11 protein-coding genes are annotated in these 16874 nt (G+C 56.1%); 7 read left to right on the top strand and 4 right to left on the bottom strand.

The features are described from left to right. Positions 1 to 16: 16 nt before the first annotated feature. Together C2E19_RS15170 and C2E19_RS15165 are read right to left on the bottom strand one after the other, a co-directional pair. Positions 17 to 1480, bottom strand: a complete 1464-nt coding sequence (locus tag C2E19_RS15170; RefSeq protein ID WP_129393738.1) for a hypothetical protein — start codon at positions 1478 to 1480, stop codon at positions 17 to 19. 553 nt (positions 1481 to 2033) lie between these two features. Continuing rightward, entirely contained in the window at positions 2034 to 3056 is a 1023-nt protein-coding gene (locus tag C2E19_RS15165) for a zinc-dependent alcohol dehydrogenase family protein (protein WP_129393736.1), read from the bottom strand. Positions 3057 to 3326: 270 nt separating this feature from the next. Between C2E19_RS15165 and C2E19_RS15160 the strand changes: the two genes are divergently transcribed. Continuing rightward, on the top strand, positions 3327 to 4241 hold the full coding sequence (locus C2E19_RS15160; protein WP_129393734.1) for a LysR family transcriptional regulator: 915 nt from the start codon (positions 3327 to 3329) through the stop codon (positions 4239 to 4241). Between the two features lie 718 nt (positions 4242 to 4959). Here the strand turns inward: C2E19_RS15160 and C2E19_RS15150 are convergent. Both C2E19_RS15150 and C2E19_RS15145 read right to left on the bottom strand, forming a co-directional pair. Further along, a complete protein-coding gene (locus tag C2E19_RS15150) occupies positions 4960 to 6288 on the bottom strand; it encodes an McrC family protein (RefSeq protein ID WP_129393730.1) in 1329 nt (442 codons plus the stop codon). After that, a complete protein-coding gene (locus C2E19_RS15145; protein WP_129393728.1) occupies positions 6288 to 8309 on the bottom strand; it encodes an McrB family protein in 2022 nt (673 codons plus the stop codon). Before C2E19_RS15145 ends, C2E19_RS15150 begins: the two co-directional genes overlap by 1 nt. Before the next feature lie 559 nt (positions 8310 to 8868). Between C2E19_RS15145 and C2E19_RS15135 the strand changes: the two genes are divergently transcribed. The 6 genes from C2E19_RS15135 to C2E19_RS15110 all read left to right on the top strand — a co-directional run bounded on the left by C2E19_RS15135 (position 8869) and on the right by C2E19_RS15110 (position 16630). Then, entirely contained in the window at positions 8869 to 9522 is a 654-nt protein-coding gene (locus tag C2E19_RS15135) for a hypothetical protein (RefSeq protein WP_129393726.1), read from the top strand. 158 nt (positions 9523 to 9680) lie between these two features. Further along, positions 9681 to 10028 carry a DUF4190 domain-containing protein gene (locus C2E19_RS15130; protein WP_105706228.1) on the top strand — a complete coding sequence of 116 codons (348 nt, stop codon included), beginning with the start codon at positions 9681 to 9683 and terminating at the stop codon, positions 10026 to 10028. Positions 10029 to 10043: 15 nt separating this feature from the next. Further along, positions 10044 to 10496 (top strand): DUF805 domain-containing protein, encoded by a 453-nt coding sequence (locus C2E19_RS15125; protein ID WP_129393723.1) that lies wholly within the window; start codon positions 10044 to 10046, stop codon positions 10494 to 10496. Between the two features lie 267 nt (positions 10497 to 10763). Beyond that, the gene (gene mexE / locus C2E19_RS15120) at positions 10764 to 12017 is read left to right on the top strand and encodes a multidrug efflux RND transporter periplasmic adaptor subunit MexE (RefSeq protein WP_129393721.1); all 1254 of its coding nucleotides are present in this window, start codon (positions 10764 to 10766) and stop codon (positions 12015 to 12017) included. Between the two features lie 15 nt (positions 12018 to 12032). Continuing rightward, a complete protein-coding gene (locus tag C2E19_RS15115; RefSeq protein WP_129393719.1) occupies positions 12033 to 15212 on the top strand; it encodes an efflux RND transporter permease subunit in 3180 nt (1059 codons plus the stop codon). Then, on the top strand, positions 15209 to 16630 hold the full coding sequence (locus tag C2E19_RS15110) for an efflux transporter outer membrane subunit (protein ID WP_129393717.1): 1422 nt from the start codon (positions 15209 to 15211) through the stop codon (positions 16628 to 16630). The genes C2E19_RS15115 and C2E19_RS15110 overlap by 4 nt, the downstream gene beginning before the upstream one ends. The last annotated feature ends 244 nt before the right edge of the window (positions 16631 to 16874 follow it).

Here is a 16874-nt window from a genome sequence, read left to right as displayed (position 1 = left end):
CTGGCAAAAATCACGTTCAACCTTCCGCCGACCGCTCATTGGCAACTGTTGGTGCTACGGCAGCCGAGGTTTTTTGCGGGTCTTGCGCCAGCGATTCCGGTATCTGGATTGCGCTCATGGCGTACAAACGGGCAATCAATTTCACCGGCAGCCCGCTGACATCGGTCATCCACTTCACCACCTGTTCCGGGGCATGCAAGCCTTGCATGGCCCGGTGCAAATCCGGCAATGCCACGAGCATGCCCGGATGACATCTGCGCAGAAACATTTCGAGCCCCGCACCGCTGTTGATAAAAGGCGCAAACAGCAGGCAAGTCAGCTGGTTTTCACTGAGATTGAAGGTTTCCTGCAAATGATTGGCCGCGTGTATTCGTCGCTGTTCAAGATCGAGCAGGTTGCCGAAGGTTGCCAGCAAATGCTCACAAACCGGCTCGGGCACTTGATTGCGGCGCAATGCTGCCAGGCTCTCTTGCAGGTAGTCAGCGACACCCTTTTCATAGGTTTGGCTTTCGATGACACTCGCCTGCAAGCCACGCAGGTGCGCGGCCACCAGTGGCTCGACGAACTCAAAGTCGCCTTGATACAGCGTCAAGTCGTCAGCCTGAAATCCGAGGAAGTCACTGAGCAATGGCCAGCGCTCTTCGAGCTTGCCGACAATCATGTCGTTGATGTCGATGAAACTGGAACGACGACACGCCTCGAACTGCTCTTCCGGACGCCACGGCAATTGCTCGCCCTCGGTGTAAAAGTGCCGGTAGTAGTCGCTGCCGAGCCCGTCAAGCATCGGAAACAACATCTCGAAACCGCCATGATTCGCTGGCAGTCCACCAAGCCCCGCTTTGAGTGCGGCCCGATTGAGCCCTTCCAGAAACAGTTTCTGCCGACGCGGTGGCTCAGCGCCGATCATCGCGTCGACACCGTTGTTCCAGCGGGCGATCTGGCTGTAGAACTCCGCTGTCGCCAGGTAGGCGTCATCCCACAATTCGAGTGTTTCATTCGACGTTCGGCGATGCCCCGACATCAGCAGATTGATGCGATTCGCCTCGCGACTGGCTTCGCTGACCACCGACTGGAGATCGAAGGGGCCAACCTGGCGATGATCCACCATCAATAACTCGACCCGTGGATCGTCATTTAGAAACAACGCGCCGTAGCTGCGGTGCATGTTTTGCAGCGCGCCATGGCTGGTGCCATTCAAGCGTAAGGAGGCAACGCGCAATTGAAAGGTCGCCGGCGCGCGACCCGCCAGGCTCAGTTGTGCGGCTCGCAGCAAGGCCAGCGTGTAACAACTGTCCCTTGAGCCTGACTGGATCACCAGCACCTTGAAGTTACCGATGTGCTCCATGCCGCCGGCCGCCACCAGCAAGCGCTGGATCAACAGCTGCAAAGCCGTCCGCTCTGCACGGGAGAAGAAACTCAGCAACCGTTGCAGAACTTGCTGGAAGACGTAATTCATTGCCTGATCATGGATCGTAGTCATCGGTATTTACCCGGTATCAATAGTTTCATGCCGCGCACACTGAGAGTGTCAGCGGCACAACAATTCATCAATAAGTAATAGACGCTCAAATGCTAACACTTACGCAATCGTAGTTATTTGAAACACATGAGCAATTAAAGACTGACCAGCACCCAGCCAAGGCTTTCAACGCATTGTTATAAAAGGATATTTTCCAGATGAAAAACGCCCTAGGAAACTTCCGACAACGTCCCACGACAATTGAGTACAAGAAAAAAAGACGCTGCCTCGGAAACGCCCTACAACAATTAAACAGAAATTGCCGGAGCACACAGAAGTAGCCGTTTGATATTGCACAGGACAAATAGAACGCACAGACATGGCTCATTCCTTGAGATGAAAGTAATCATTCAATTATCAGGGCTTATATGATGATTAGAAGATACAGATAGAAAGCAAAAACCAGTTCAGTTGCTGAACGGTCGCGCAGGCGCTGCCTGAAAAGCTTTCATTTTTGGAGGGGGATAAACACAAAAGAGTCCGTGGGGCCACGGACTCTCTGTTCAGCAGGGTTTTACGCAGGTTCGACTTGCAGTGCGACCCGTTCGCGGCATGGGCATTCGTCCATGTAGCGGTGCGCTTCGACGAACTCGTTGAACGGAAACACCCGAGTCTTCAACGGCACCAGCACTCGATCGGCTGTCAGCTGGTTGATGTCACGCAGGGCGCGTTGCAGTGCGACGTGATCCTGAGTGATGCCCAGCTCCGGCTTGCCGGTGAAGTTACCGATGCAGTGGACGAAGAACTGAATGTTCTTCTGGAACGCTGCACACGCCGGGAATGGCGTCTGATTACCACCTTGCAGGCCATACAGGACAAGACTGCCGCGCGGTGCCAGGACGTCGCCAAGCAACGACATCTGCGGGCCACCCAGACCGTCGAACACCACATCAACGCCACGGTTGTCGGTGATCTTGTTGACGCGCATCAGCAGATCTTCTTCCTCGGTGACGATGACTTTCTCGGCACCCAGGGACAGCAGATATTCACGCTCTTCGGCCGACTTGGTCGCGGCAATCACTCGTACACCCATGGCCTTGCCCAACTGGACAAAGGACGGGCCGGCGCAATGGCTGGCGTCAGTGACCAGAGCAAACTGTCCCGGCTTGACCCGTGCCAGATCGGCGTAGGCAAAGTAGGCGATCAGCAGTGGCGTGTAGTGCACGCTGGCTTCGATCGGGCTGAGCACGTCCGGATAGCGGGTCAGCGCGGTGCGTGGCAATACGATCTGCTCGCCGTAGACCGGGTAGTCGTTCGGGCTTTCAGCCGGAAAACTGGCGACCTTGTCACCTACGGACAAGTCCTCGACATCGGCACCGACTGCGGTGACGACACCGGCCATCTCATGGCCAAGGCCCGAAGGCAGACGAGCCTGAGACGAGGCCAGGTTCTGACGCCAAAGCGTGTCATACCAGCTGATGCCGATCGCTTCGACACGCACCTGCACTTCGCCAGGACCTGGCTGAGCGGCCGCATGCTCTTCGCATTTGAGCACCTCGGCGGGACCAAACTTGTGAAAACGGATCGTGCGGGACATCGCAAACCTCGTCAAAGTAACCTCTAATGCCATGAACTCTATCTGGGCTTTCGACCCAAGACTATCAGTGGCTATTAATAGTCGACATGCCTGTCATTGATTCCGCAGTATGGGCGGCATTGGCAAAATCCATGGAAAATCTGCTGTCACCGTTTCAGTAAAGCTGAATTTTCCGGTGCAGAGTACCAGCCTTTCCCCGTAATATTCATGCCGGTCATTGTTCTCATATGGCCGCTCTCGTCAAGCTTGATGACTCTGCCAGGACTCCAGATGAATCGTAATGACCTGCGTCGTGTCGACCTGAACCTGTTGATCGTATTCGAAACATTGATGCACGAACGCAGCGTGACCCGGGCAGCGGAAAAGCTGTTTCTCGGTCAGCCAGCGATCAGTGCGGCGCTCTCGCGCCTGCGTAGCCTGTTCGATGACCCGCTATTTGTACGCACCGGGCGCAGCATGGAACCGTCTGCCCGCGCGGTAGAAATCTTCGCCCTGCTCTCGCCGGCCCTCGACTCGATTTCCACGGCAGTCAGCCGTGCGTCGGAGTTCGACCCGGCTACCAGCACATCGGTATTTCGGATCGGACTGTCCGATGACGTCGAATTCGCCCTGCTGCCAATGCTGCTCAAACGCCTGCGCGCGGAATCGCCGGGAATTGTGTTGGTGGTGCGGCGAGTCAACTACATATTGATGCCTGGCCTGCTGGCTTCCGGCGAAATATCCATCGGTGTCAGCTACACCACCGACCTGCCGGCCAACGCCAAGCGTAAAGTCCTGCGCCGCAGCCAGCCGAAATTGCTCCGTGCCGATACCGTGCCAGGGCCGCTGAGCCTGGATGACTATTGCGCGCGTCCGCATGCGCTGGTGTCGTTTGCCGGTGATCTCAGTGGCTTTATTGATGAAGAGCTGGAGAAGTTGGGGCGCAAGCGACATGTGGTGCTGGCCGTGCCGCAGTTCAACGGATTGAGTACGTTGCTGGCGGGCACCGACATTGTCGCGACCGTGCCGGATTACACGGCTGATGCGCTGACGGCGGCCGGCGGTGTGCGCGCGGAGGATCCGCCGTTGCCGACGCGTACGTTTGAGCTGCATATGGCTTGGCGTGGGTCGCAGGATAATGATCCGGGGGAGAGATGGTTGAGGTCGCGGATTCAGATGTTTTTTGGGGATCCGGATAGTCTTTAAAAGAGTTGACGCGCCTGACCTTGGCGCGTTTCTGCAGAGGTACTCCGGAGCCCCTTTCATCTCAAGCCAACTGTCACCACGTAAATGCACGAACAACAAAACGCTCATCAGAGACCCGCGTCGGCAGCTCTGAATTACGACCGCTTAAGGCTGCCGATCCTCGGACAGCCTTGGAGCTCTACGATATTGCTATCCATCACAACTGCCCGACCTGACCCCTTGAAACTTTCTGGTGACACTGGATCCGGTAGGTGCAGGATTTTTCGTATGGCTGAGTTCCGACATCTATTTTTCTGAGCCAACGCCTGTTGCTGAAACATGGATCAACATCTGAGCCAACGCAAGCTCACCTGACCAATCTGACGGTGTCGCTGACTTTGGGGAACGCTGGATGATCGAAGCCGGTCCGACCATCAATAAAACCATTGATAGGCACCATGCTTCCGCGGACTGGATGTTTATCGAACCTGTGCAAGGGAGAAGTCTGCCTGTGATCTGATTTTTGATTCAATCAACGGTATTTTCGGCCAATGAACAGATTCCGCAGTGTCATGTACTTGGCAGTTCTTCTCTGCACCGGTTGTGTAAAAACGGCAAGCATTCCGCCCGCCGACCTCACCTTATCGTCGTTCGGCTTGGGTTCTGACAATCTGTTAACTGCGCATTTCAGTTCCACTGTTCAAGTTGTCTGGCTTCAACTGCTGACCAATAACTCATTCTAAGCAAGTGCTTCCCCCTCCACGGTTTCGCACGTTTTACTGCCATAGAGACACAGACCCAAAGGTGATATCTCTGGCAGTAACAACGTGCGGCTTTCAAAGCAAAACGGCACAACCCAGAGCTTCAAGTCATTCGAACTACTGAAGTCGAATACAGGCAAAGGTTGAGTAAATGACTCCGTCCACGGATAGATCAACACGACGCTGCCCGGACTTTTTAAATAGATGTGTGCGTACGCGTGCAATTGGTAGAAGTCGCTTTGGCTGAGTTGGTACTTCTCACCACTGTTACCCTTGGCGCTATCCAGAAGCTTCCATTTCGTATCGAGCACCATGCAAGTTTGCGTGCCGTGCTCAATCAACAAATCCGGTTTGAGACGGAACCAGTCTTGCTGCTTATGGCTCACCAAATGGTGCTTGCAGGTCTGGGTCCGTAGATTGAAACCCTGCCGGACCTGAGTCCCAAGGTGCTTCGCGACATAAGCTTCGAATACAGCCTCCATGGGAAACAACATGGAAGGTGCGTTGTGCTCGCCTGCACCGGTCACCGGGCTGTCGCCTTGCAGGATTAACTGTGCCCAAGCAAGCGCAGGTTCGTAATAGGTCATTCCCCGATCCAGCCGGATACGTTTGAGATCCCGGGCAATATCGGTGCAAATCGGCACATCGGCAAACACGAAACTCAACTCGCGCGCCAAGCGCTGGTTGCCCGGTGCCTTGCACATCCCAAGCGTTTTTCGCAGTGCGGTATGAATGAGCCGGTTTTCTGCCCGATCTTGAGTAAACTCGTCGAACTCGCTGAAAAAACGGTCACGACGTACCACATTTTTCGAGAGATGAGGCGCTATCAACAACTTGCCACGCAGGCTCGACAGATTAGCCTGCCGAGTGCTGTAGTCACTTCGAATACCTCGCTTTACCACATCCCTTGCTGACGCTAGAAACTGCTGGAGAAATACCTCAAGCAATGGCATCTGTTGCTTTTGAAGATCAGCATTGGCTGTCTTGATATGACGAAAGCTCCGCAGACACTTGAGCATTTCAATCAAATTATTACGTGCCGTTTTCACAGACGTATCGCGACCAATTTTGGGCAGAATCTCTATTTGATAGCCACAAGGAGCGCAGACCACGCCCACATAGTTGGTGAACTGAATGGCGCGCCGCCCCCGACGACTAGTCAGTTTCATCCAGACCGGCGCCAGCACGTCAGGGGTCAGGCATTGTTCTTCAAGCCAGGCAAATACCTTTGGGGGGACGGTGTTACCATTCACACCTTCAGCCTTGGGGAGCACCGTGTCGAACTCGAAAATCTGCATGGCCGTCATTAAACAAGCGTCGCGTAGATTTCGATAAAAGCTTTCGGTTCAAGCAGCGCACCCGCATTCAAACGGTACTGAGGCCGCAGCGAGTATTCATCCAGGCCGTGATTGGCGCCGAACAGGTCCTTGGGGAGACTGTCGGTTTTCAACTCCTGGACAAACTGAAGCATGTCCGCTGATTTCTGGTTATCACCCAGTACCAATCGAATTTTTTGCCAGTCTTCGAAAAAATACTCTTCCAGCAATGGAATAATGCGCGTCTTGAAAATGCCGCCGAGCGCTTTGAAACGCTCCTCAAACGCGAGATTTTTCAACGACGTGAAATACGCGTGCCCAATGGCGTGTTCACGGTCATACAACGCTTCGATACGCCTGTTGAGTGCATTCAGCAGTTGATCGAGAAAGATGGAATGCCCTCCTTCGGAAATCGCGATTTCGGCCAACACAGACGGTTCTGGCATCAACTCGATGAATTCGAAACGGCGACGCAACGCCGTATCAACCAATGCCAGTGATCGGTCGGCCGTGTTCATCGTCCCGATCAAATCAACATTTGAAGGAACGCTGAATGGCTTGCCTGAGTAGGGAAGTGTGAGGGTTACCTCATATTCGCCGCCCATACGTTTGTCGACTTCGATCAGCGTGATCAACTCGCCGAAAATCTTGCTGATATTGCCGCGATTGATTTCGTCAATCACCATCGCGTACTGCTGATCCGGATTTTTCAGCGCTTCTTCACACAGCCGCAGGAATGCACCCCTTTTGATCTCGTAACGGACATCCTTTGGAGAGTCTGCTTGTTCCTTTTCTGGAGTCAGGTATTCGAGATCCACAAGCACCGGACGCAGACCTTCGACGAACTCTTCGTAGCCGTAGGATTGGTGAAAGGTGACAAATTCATAGCGTTTTATCCCTTCGACGGATGTGTAGCTCTCGCTAAGCAACTCCTGCAGCCTGCGGGTTTTGCCGGTGCCTGGAGGGCCAAAATAGATTTCATTGCGTGGAATGACAGCCGCATCGGTGGCTCTGATGCTATCCGGCCGTCCCCCCTCCTCCTCACTCGAACCTTCTTCGCTGCCGTAATCATCCGGCCAGAAACCTGCGCGACTGGATTGCTGATCTTGTTCAAGCCGGATGTTGGTATTTTGCGCCTTCAGCTCTTCAACCGATGCCACAAGCGCCTCACTCAGATCCTCGTTTACCGATATCGTCTTCAGACCACCGAATGATGCCCACCGGACCGAAACACGATTCGCTTGGACAAACAACACGCCCGTTGATGATCCCTTTAGCGCATCCTTGCGCTTCCTGCCGAAGACCAACTGAGTATTAGTAGACTTCGTTGACCACCAGTCAAAACCGAGTTCGTGTATCGCAACAGCGAACCGGGCAAATAACTCCGTCATCTCGCGACTCCACTTTGGCTGCCGCAGTCTGAAGTCCTTGCTGATCTGGAAGTGTTCCAATAATTTGGACAAGGCGGGCGAAGTGTTCAATCCAAACTGTTCAGCCATATCGTCGTATCCGATTTCAAATTTTTCAATGGCCGCGGCACTCCAATCCACAATCTCCTGAAAGCCGAGCGCCAATCCTTCTTCAGCGGGCAAGGTCGCAACAATAGGCGAGGATTGATAAGGGCCGCGCAACTTGTCATAGCGCTCCCGCAACGTGATATCCGTGATCTTTTTATCGACTAGGTCAAGTTTGACGACAAAGCCCCAATTGGCATCGATACCGACGGTGTAGGCCAAGCCTTGAGGAGCGTCCGCACGAGGATAGATTCGTGCCCAGTTGTAGCCCAAAAACTTCTTGTTCCACTGGCCGATGGGCCTGCGGATGACTTGGGGAGCAATGCTGTTCGGAAATACACGCCGTTGCAAAGCGTACGCCCATTGCTTGGTGACGTTATAGGCCTCGCGCAATTGGCTGTAGGCTTGCCGATGTGATGCGTCGTCTTTGTCAAAGACCTTGTCGTGCCATGCACTTAAACAATCGAATTGGTCGCTGGTAAAATAATCTGACGCCACGTGTTGTCATCCCATCCTTTGAAAGTGATTCCATGGTGCCATCACTTGTAAGGGACGGATAGAGCAACTCGAAATAGTCTTTCGTTTGTGCGTGCCCCTTCAACGAGGGGAACACCAATCGCCCACAGTAGTAGGCTCCGAGATCATCCGGACTCGGTAGGCGCAAGAGTAAGTTTGCAGGCCGTGAATCGCCTCGGGCTCTCTAAACACCTTGCAAGCTCTTTTCGACTAAATTCGGCACCGCAGACATCTCCGGCCTTTGCTTTGAGCATAGGAGGAAGTCCATGAGCACCCAACGACTCACGCCGAAATTCAAGGCAGACGCCGTCAGGCAAGTCATTGAGTGCGGATCTCAAGAGCGTAAGCAGCCGAGCACCATGGCGTTCGAGCCTCAGCCTCTATGCCTTGATTCGATGTCGTAAAACCCTGTTTTTTTCTTCAAAGCCCCGCTCCAGGGGCTTCGTTGCATCAGAATAATCATGCGTATAGCGCCGCAGGAATAACTTAAAATACGCCGCAGCAAACCATTGTCTTATAGGAAGTCACAAGGACGGACTCAATGCTTTTTTCGCAACACGTCTACGCAATCCCCGTAGTGCGCGCCCTCCGCACCTTGCTGCTGATCAGCCTGGCAATGCTCGGCAGCGGTTGCGCAATGATGTCGAATTACACCACGCTGAAAACGCAAATGCCTGCACAGTTCAGCGTCTCTACGACCGCGCATTACAGCCCCTTGTTCGGTGGTGTATGTCTGTTACCCGAGGATTACGCCGGCGACCCCGAGCCTGAAAGGAAAGACTTCTATAGCCCCGCTCATGCTCAACCGTTCACCACCGAATTCGAAGTCAGGGTGAGTTACAACGTCGCCGATTGCCTCGCCGCACTCAGCGGTTTCAGCTTCTTGATTCAGGGGCAGCACGGCACCAACCCGAAAGAGTTTGGCATGTCCACTGTCGAGTTGGAGGTTGAAACCTTCCTGAGAGAAGACGAAGAGCCTGCGATTCGACTCGACGAACAAGTGCTTGCTGTGCGCTGTCACTGGAAAGGCGCTCCGCGTGAAGGCTCGACCGTGCATGATCTTCAGTGCTTTGGGGTGGATGCCAATGGCAAAGAACGCAAAGGACCACAATTGGGCGTCCTGAAAAACAGACAACTTCAAGGCCTGACGTTGCGATTGCAAGTCAGTGTGGTGGATGACGCTCCGCGGTCTTGAGGCCTTCAAACGAGCGTTCAACCACCTGTCACGCACTCTAAAGGGCAAAAATGCCATTAGTGGCACAGTGCCTGATGACAAATTTGGTAATAAAGATTAACTTAGCGCCGCCTCGGCCTACGGAAGGTCGGGGATTTCGCACTCAGTTAAGGAAAACGATGGCAATGGTCTATTGTCGTGCTTGCGCCAAGGAGCTTCACGAAACGGCGCTCTCTTGCCCCCAGTGCGGGGCCAGCCAACAGGCCTTCGTGCCGCAAACGCAAGCCGAAGTACCTTGGCTAGCCATCGTTTCGATGATCCTCGGAATTATCTGCGCACTCACGCTCTTCGATGATTCCGAATGGGACGCTGAAACGATCCTCGGTGTTGGTTTTATCAGCATCGCCGGTCTCGCCTGCGGCATCATTTGCATCAACCAAAAACACTCAGGAAGAAACCTCGCGATCGCCGGCATCATTTTGTCTGGCCTCACCGCGTTGGTTTTGCTGTGTCTATCGATTGAATAATTTTAGGGAAAAAATATGAGCATGGTTTTCTGCCGCGGTTGCGCCAAGGAAATAAGCACTTTGGCCGTGGCTTGCCCACAGTGCGGGGCGCCTCAGGCAACCCAACAGTCCTACGCACAGGGCCCCGCCATTTCGACGGGCAATCCTTACCTTGAAGCATTGAAGAATTACGCGGTATTCAACGGTCGTGCTACGCGCCGTGAATACTGGTTGTTCTTCCTGATCAGCATGGGTGTCGCGTTCGTTATGGGCTTCATTGACGGTTTTTTCAAAACCGGCGGGGTTCTGCAAGCTCTCTATAATCTGGCGCTGCTGGTGCCGAGCATTGCCGTTGGTGTACGTCGTATGCACGACACCGATCGCAGCGGCTGGTGGTTGTTGCTGCCAATCGTCAACCTGGTGTTCCTGGCGCAAGACAGCCAGCCGGGCCCGAACCGTTTCGGTCCGAACCGCAAAGGCATCAACTGATACACATCGGCATCTAGCTGATCGAGACGGCCTTCATGGCCGTCTCTTTGTTTCTGGCCTGCGGATTTGCACCGTGATTTGCTACGTAACGCATCATGAAACTTTCATCACGGATATTGATAGCACCCTAACGAAAGGTGCATACTAGAGGGCTCGAATCGTTCTTATATCATTCCGAATGATAGTTACCTTTGCTTCATTCGATTCGTGCCATCACACCTCGCCGAGCATCATCCGCCCATCTTCAATACATTGGCGGATGCATCCATGGAACAGTCACTCAAACATTTGCGCTTCCCGTTGGCCTTGTTGGCCGTACTGGTGATGAGCGCCTGCGGCAAGACTCCGGAGACTGCCGCCACCGCGCCTGCTGCTAAAGTCAGCGTGGCCAAGGTGATCGAACAACCGGTCAACGAGTGGGACGAATTCACCGGGCGCCTGGAGGCGCCGGAAACCGTTGAAATCCGTCCACGGGTCTCCGGCCAGATCGACGAGGTCGCTTTCACTGAAGGCGCACTGGTCAAGAAAGGCGACCTGCTGTTCCAGATCGACCCGCGTCCGTTCCAGGCTGAGGTCCGCCGCCTCGAAGCCCTGGTAGCCCAGTCCCGCGCCAACGCCACCCGCAGTGAAAACGAAGCCGGTCGTGGAGAACGTCTGCGTGCCAGCAATGCGATTTCTGCAGAACTGGCCGACTCGCGTACCAGTGCAGCTCAAGAAGCCCGCGCCGCTGTCGGCGCCCTGCAAGCGCAGCTGGATCTGGCCAAACTGAACCTCAGCTTCACTCGCGTCACCGCACCGATCAGTGGCCGCGTCAGCCGGGCCGAGATCACCGCCGGCAACCTCGTGACTGCCGACACTACCGCGCTGACCAGCGTGGTTTCGACTGACCGCGTTTACGCCTACTTCGACGCTGACGAACGTGTCTTCCTCAAATACACCCAGTTGGCCCGCAACGGTCAGCGTGGCGCGACCACTCCGGTGTACATGGGCTTGTCGAACGAAGACGGTAACCCGCACCTCGGTCAGATGAACTTCGTCGACAACCAGGTCAACCCGAAAACCGGCACCATCCGTGGTCGTGCAGTGTTCGACAACAGTGATGGCACCTACACGCCGGGCCTGTATGCACGACTGAAACTGGTCGGCAGCGGCACCTACAACGCCATGCTGATCAACGATGAAGCCGTCGGTACCGACCTCGGCAAGAAGTTCGTGCTGGTCATGGATGCCGACAACAAGACCGCTTACCGCGCCGTCGAACTGGGTCCGAAAATCGAAGGCCTGCGCATCGTCCGTACCGGCCTGAACAAGGACGACACGATCATCGTCAAGGGTCTGCAACGGGTTCGTCCTGGCTCGCCGGTCACGCCTGAAGTGGTGCCGATGGCCAGCGAAACGACCATCGCGGCACTCGCTCAACAACGTCAAGCGCTGGAAGCCAGCAACCTGCCCAAAGTCGCCCCTGCCAAAGGTGCGTCTGGTGCGGTTGTGAAGCTCGCGGCTGCGACCCCACGCGGTTAAGGGACGACAACTCCGATGAATTTTTCCCAATTCTTCATTTCACGGCCGATCTTCGCAGCGGTGCTGTCGCTGTTGATCCTGATCGCCGGTGCGATTTCGCTGTTCCAGTTGCCGATCAGCGAATACCCGGAAGTCGTGCCACCGACCGTGGTGGTACGTGCCAACTTCCCGGGTGCCAACCCTAAAGTCATCGGTGAAACCGTGGCGGCTCCGCTGGAGCAAGCCATCACCGGCGTTGAGAACATGCTGTACATGTCCTCGCAGTCGACCGCTGACGGCAAGATCACCCTGACCATCACCTTCGCCCTGGGTACTGACCTGGACAACGCGCAGGTGCAGGTGCAAAACCGGGTGACCCGTACCGAGCCGAAGCTTCCCGAGGAAGTGACGCGCATCGGTATCACTGTCGACAAGGCATCGCCCGACCTGACCATGGTTGTGCACTTGACCTCGCCGGACAAGCGCTACGACATGCTGTACCTGTCCAACTACGCAATCCTCAACATCAAGGATGAGCTCGCTCGTCTCGGTGGTGTCGGTGACGTGCAGTTGTTCGGTATGGGCGACTACTCGCTGCGGGTCTGGCTCGATCCGAACAAGACTGCTTCGCGCAATCTGACCGCGACCGATGTGGTCACGGCGATTCGTGAACAGAACCGTCAGGTCGCCGCCGGTCAACTCGGTGCGCCGCCTGCTCCGAATGCGCAGAGCTTCCAGTTGTCGGTCAACACTCAGGGCCGTCTGGTGTCCGAGGAAGAGTTCGAGAACATCATCATTCGCGCAGGCGATAACGGTGAAATCACTCGCCTCAAGGATATTGCCCGCGTCGAACTCGGTTCCAGCCAATACGCTCTGCGTTCGTTGCTGAACAACCAGCCGGCCGTCGCGATCCCGATCTTCCAGCGTCCAGGCTCCAACGCCATCGAAATCTCGAACGAAGTCCGGGCGAAGATGGATGAGCTGAAGAAAGGCTTCCCGCAAGGCATGGACTACAGCATCGTCTATGACCCGACGATCTTCGTGCGTGGCTCGATCGAGGCGGTGGTTCACACCCTCTTCGAAGCACTGATTCTCGTGGTTCTGGTGGTGATCCTGTTCCTGCAGACCTGGCGCGCTTCGATCATTCCGTTGGTGGCGGTGCCGGTATCGTTGATCGGTACATTTGCGGTCATGCACCTGTTCGGTTTCTCGCTCAACGCGCTGTCGCTGTTCGGTCTGGTACTGGCCATCGGTATCGTGGTCGACGACGCCATCGTGGTGGTGGAGAACGTCGAGCGCAACATTGAACTCGGATTGACACCGGTCGAAGCGACCAAGCGGGCGATGCGTGAAGTGACCGGCCCGATCATTGCCACGGCACTGGTGCTGTGCGCGGTGTTCATCCCGGCCGCTTTCATCTCCGGCCTCACCGGGCAGTTCTACAAGCAGTTTGCACTGACCATCGCTATTTCGACGGTGATCTCGGCGTTCAACTCGCTGACCCTGTCGCCAGCGCTGGCCGCTGTGTTGCTGAAAAGCCACGACGCACCGAAAGACCGCTTCTCCAAGGTGCTCGACAAGATCTTCGGTGGCTGGCTGTTCCGTCCGTTCAACCGTTTCTTCGACCGCGCCAGCCATGGCTACGTCGGCACGGTGGGCCGGGTTATCCGCAGCAGCGGCATCGCCCTTCTACTGTACGCAGGCCTGATGGTGCTGACCTTCTTCGGCTTCGCACACACCCCGACCGGTTTCGTACCCGGCCAGGATAAGCAATACCTGGTGGCCTTCGCGCAATTGCCAGACGCTTCGAGCCTGGATCGCACCGAAGACGTGATCAAGCGCATGTCCGACCTCGCGCTGAAACAGCCAGGCGTGGAAAGCGCCGTAGCGTTCCCGGGCCTGTCGATCAACGGCTTCACCAACAGCCCGAACGCCGGCATCGTGTTCGTGACCCTGAAACCGTTCGACGAACGTAAAGACCCGAGCATGTCCGCCGGTGCGATTGCCGGTGCCTTGAACGGCCAGTTCGCCAACATTCAGGAAGCGTACATGGCGATCTTCCCGCCACCGCCAGTACAAGGTCTGGGCACCATTGGTGGTTTCCGTCTGCAAATCGAAGACCGGGGCAACCTGGGCTACGACGAGCTGTACAAAGAAACCATGAACATCATCAACAAGAGCCACAGCGTGCCGGAACTGGCTGGCCTGTTCACCAGTTACACCGTGAACGTGCCGCAGGTCGATGCCGCCATCGACCGTGAAAAAGCCAAGACCCACGGCGTGGCTGTCAGCGACATCTTCGACACCCTGCAGATCTACCTGGGTTCGCTGTATGCCAACGACTTCAACCGCTTCGGGCGCACCTATCAGGTCAACGTTCAGGCCGAGCAACAGTTCCGCCTCGAATCCGATCAGATCGGTCAGCTGAAAGTACGTAACAACAAGGGCGAAATGATCCCGCTGGCGACCTTCATCAAGGTCAGCGACACCTCGGGCCCTGATCGCGTGATGCACTACAACGGCTTCATCACCGCGGAAATCAACGGTGCTGCGGCTCCCGGCTACAGCTCTGGCCAGGCCGAAAAAGCCATCGAGAAACTGCTCAAGGATGAACTTCCGAACGGCATGACCTACGAATGGACCGACCTGACCTATCAGCAGATTCTGTCCGGCAACACCGCGTTGTTCGTGTTCCCGCTCTGCGTACTGCTGGCGTTCCTGGTGCTCGCGGCTCAATACGAAAGCTGGAGCCTGCCACTGGCAGTGATCCTGATCGTACCGATGACCCTGCTGTCGGCCATCACCGGCGTGATCATCTCGGGAGGTGACAACAACATCTTCACCCAGATCGGTTTGATCGTACTGGTGGGACTTGCCTGTAAGAACGCGATTCTGATCGTCGAATTCGCCAAGGATAAACAGGAAGAAGGCCTCAACCCGCTCGCTGCGGTACTGGAAGCTTGCCGACTGCGTCTGCGGCCGATCCTGATGACCTCCTTCGCGTTCATCATGGGTGTGGTGCCACTGGTGTTCTCCAGCGGTGCCGGTGCCGAGATGCGTCATGCCATGGGTGTGGCGGTGTTCTCCGGGATGCTCGGGGTGACCTTCTTTGGTCTGTTGCTGACACCAGTGTTCTACGTGCTGATCCGTAACTTTGTCGAACGCGGCGAAGCCCGCAAAGCGGCCAAAGCCCTGAAACTGGAGGCGCAACAATGAGTCTGAAAGTCTTCCTGCCGAGTCTGCTGGTATTGGCCCTCAGTGCCTGCGCCGTCGGCCCCGACTACAAGACCCCAGCCACGGAGGCGGCCAACATCACGGCCGTCACCGATGGCGCCGCCGGGCAAAAGAACTTCGACCGTTCGAAATTCGAAGGCATCTGGTGGCAGCAGTTCGACGATCCGACCCTCAACCAGTTGGTGACCCAATCGCTGCAAGGCAACCGTGAACTGCGCGTGGCATTCGCCCGCTGGAAAGCCGCCCGGGCGATCCGCGACGACGTCAGCAACGACGCGATGCCAACTATCACCAGCCGCGCCAGCAGTGACCTGGCCAAGGGTCAAATCCCTGGCCAGACCACCAAGCGGGTCAACAGCGAACGCTATGACCTCGGTCTGGACATGGCCTGGGAGTTGGATCTGTTCGGGCGTATCCAGCGCAATCTGGAATCGGCCGATGCGGAACAGCAAGCTGTCGAAGCTGATCTGTACCAGCTGCAAGTCACCATGATTGCCGAGCTGGTCGATGCGTACGGCCAATTGCGCGGCGCACAGCTGCGCGAAAAGATCGCCGTGGCCAACCTGAACAACCAGGTGGAATCGCGCAAGATCACCATCAGCCTGCGTGATGCCGGTGTTGGCGATCAGCTCGATGTCGAACGGGCCGATGCACGCCTGGCCTCGGTCGAAGCCAGCGTGCCGCAATTGCAGGCGGAACAGGTTCGGCAGAAGAACCGTATCGCTACCCTGCTGGGCGAGCGTCCGGACAAGCTGACTGTCGATCTCAGCCCGAAAGACCTGCCGGCGATTGCCAAGGCCTTGCCGATCGGTGATCCGGGTGAACTGTTGCAGCGTCGCCCGGACATCCTCAGCGCTGAACGCAAACTGGCTTCGGCCACCGCGCGCATCGGTGTGGCGAAAGCCGATCTGTTCCCTCGGGTCAGCCTTAGCGGCTTCCTCGGCTGGACGGCCGGGCGTGGCTCGCAGATCGGTTCCTCGGCGGCCAACGCCTGGGCACTCGGCCCGAGCATCACTTGGGCTGCATTCGACCTTGGCAGTGTGCGAGCGCGTTTGCGCGGCGCCGATGCCGATGCCGAAGGCGCCTTGGCGACCTACGAGCAACAAGTGCTGCTGGCATTGGAAGAATCGGAAAACGCCTTCAGTGATTACGGCAAACGTCAGCAACGCTTGATCTCGCTGATCCGTCAGAGCGAATCGAGCCGCAAGGCTGCTGACCTCGCCGAGATTCGCTACCGCGAAGGCACCACAGACTTCCTCGTGCTGCTCGATGCGCAGCGTGAACGTCTGAACGCCGAAGACAGTCAGGCCCAGGCCGAAGTCGATCTGTATCGCGGCATTGTCGCGATCTACAAAGCCCTTGGTGGCGGCTGGCAACCGGAGACGGTCGCCAGCAAGTAATCGATTGTTAAAGAGCTCCTTTGGTTGGCCGCAACCAACCAAATTCTTTGCCCCGCGTATCATTCGGTCGCGGGGCTTTTTTGTGCCTGCCTAATACTCGAACTTTCTCCCTGTAGGAGCTGCCGCAGGCTGCGATCTTTGTAAAAAACGAGATCAAAAGATCGCAGCCTGCGGCAGCTCCTACGGGGGTGGTGTCAGGTATGCCAAGGGGCTGCGTTGTCGTGGGTGTGTCAGGTGTGTCAGT

It is taken from the genome of Pseudomonas sp. DTU12.3 (assembly GCF_004124275.1).
In the GTDB taxonomy this organism is placed as follows: domain Bacteria; phylum Pseudomonadota; class Gammaproteobacteria; order Pseudomonadales; family Pseudomonadaceae; genus Aquipseudomonas; species Aquipseudomonas helmanticensis.
This window is presented reverse-complemented; position numbering and strand designations above follow the sequence as displayed.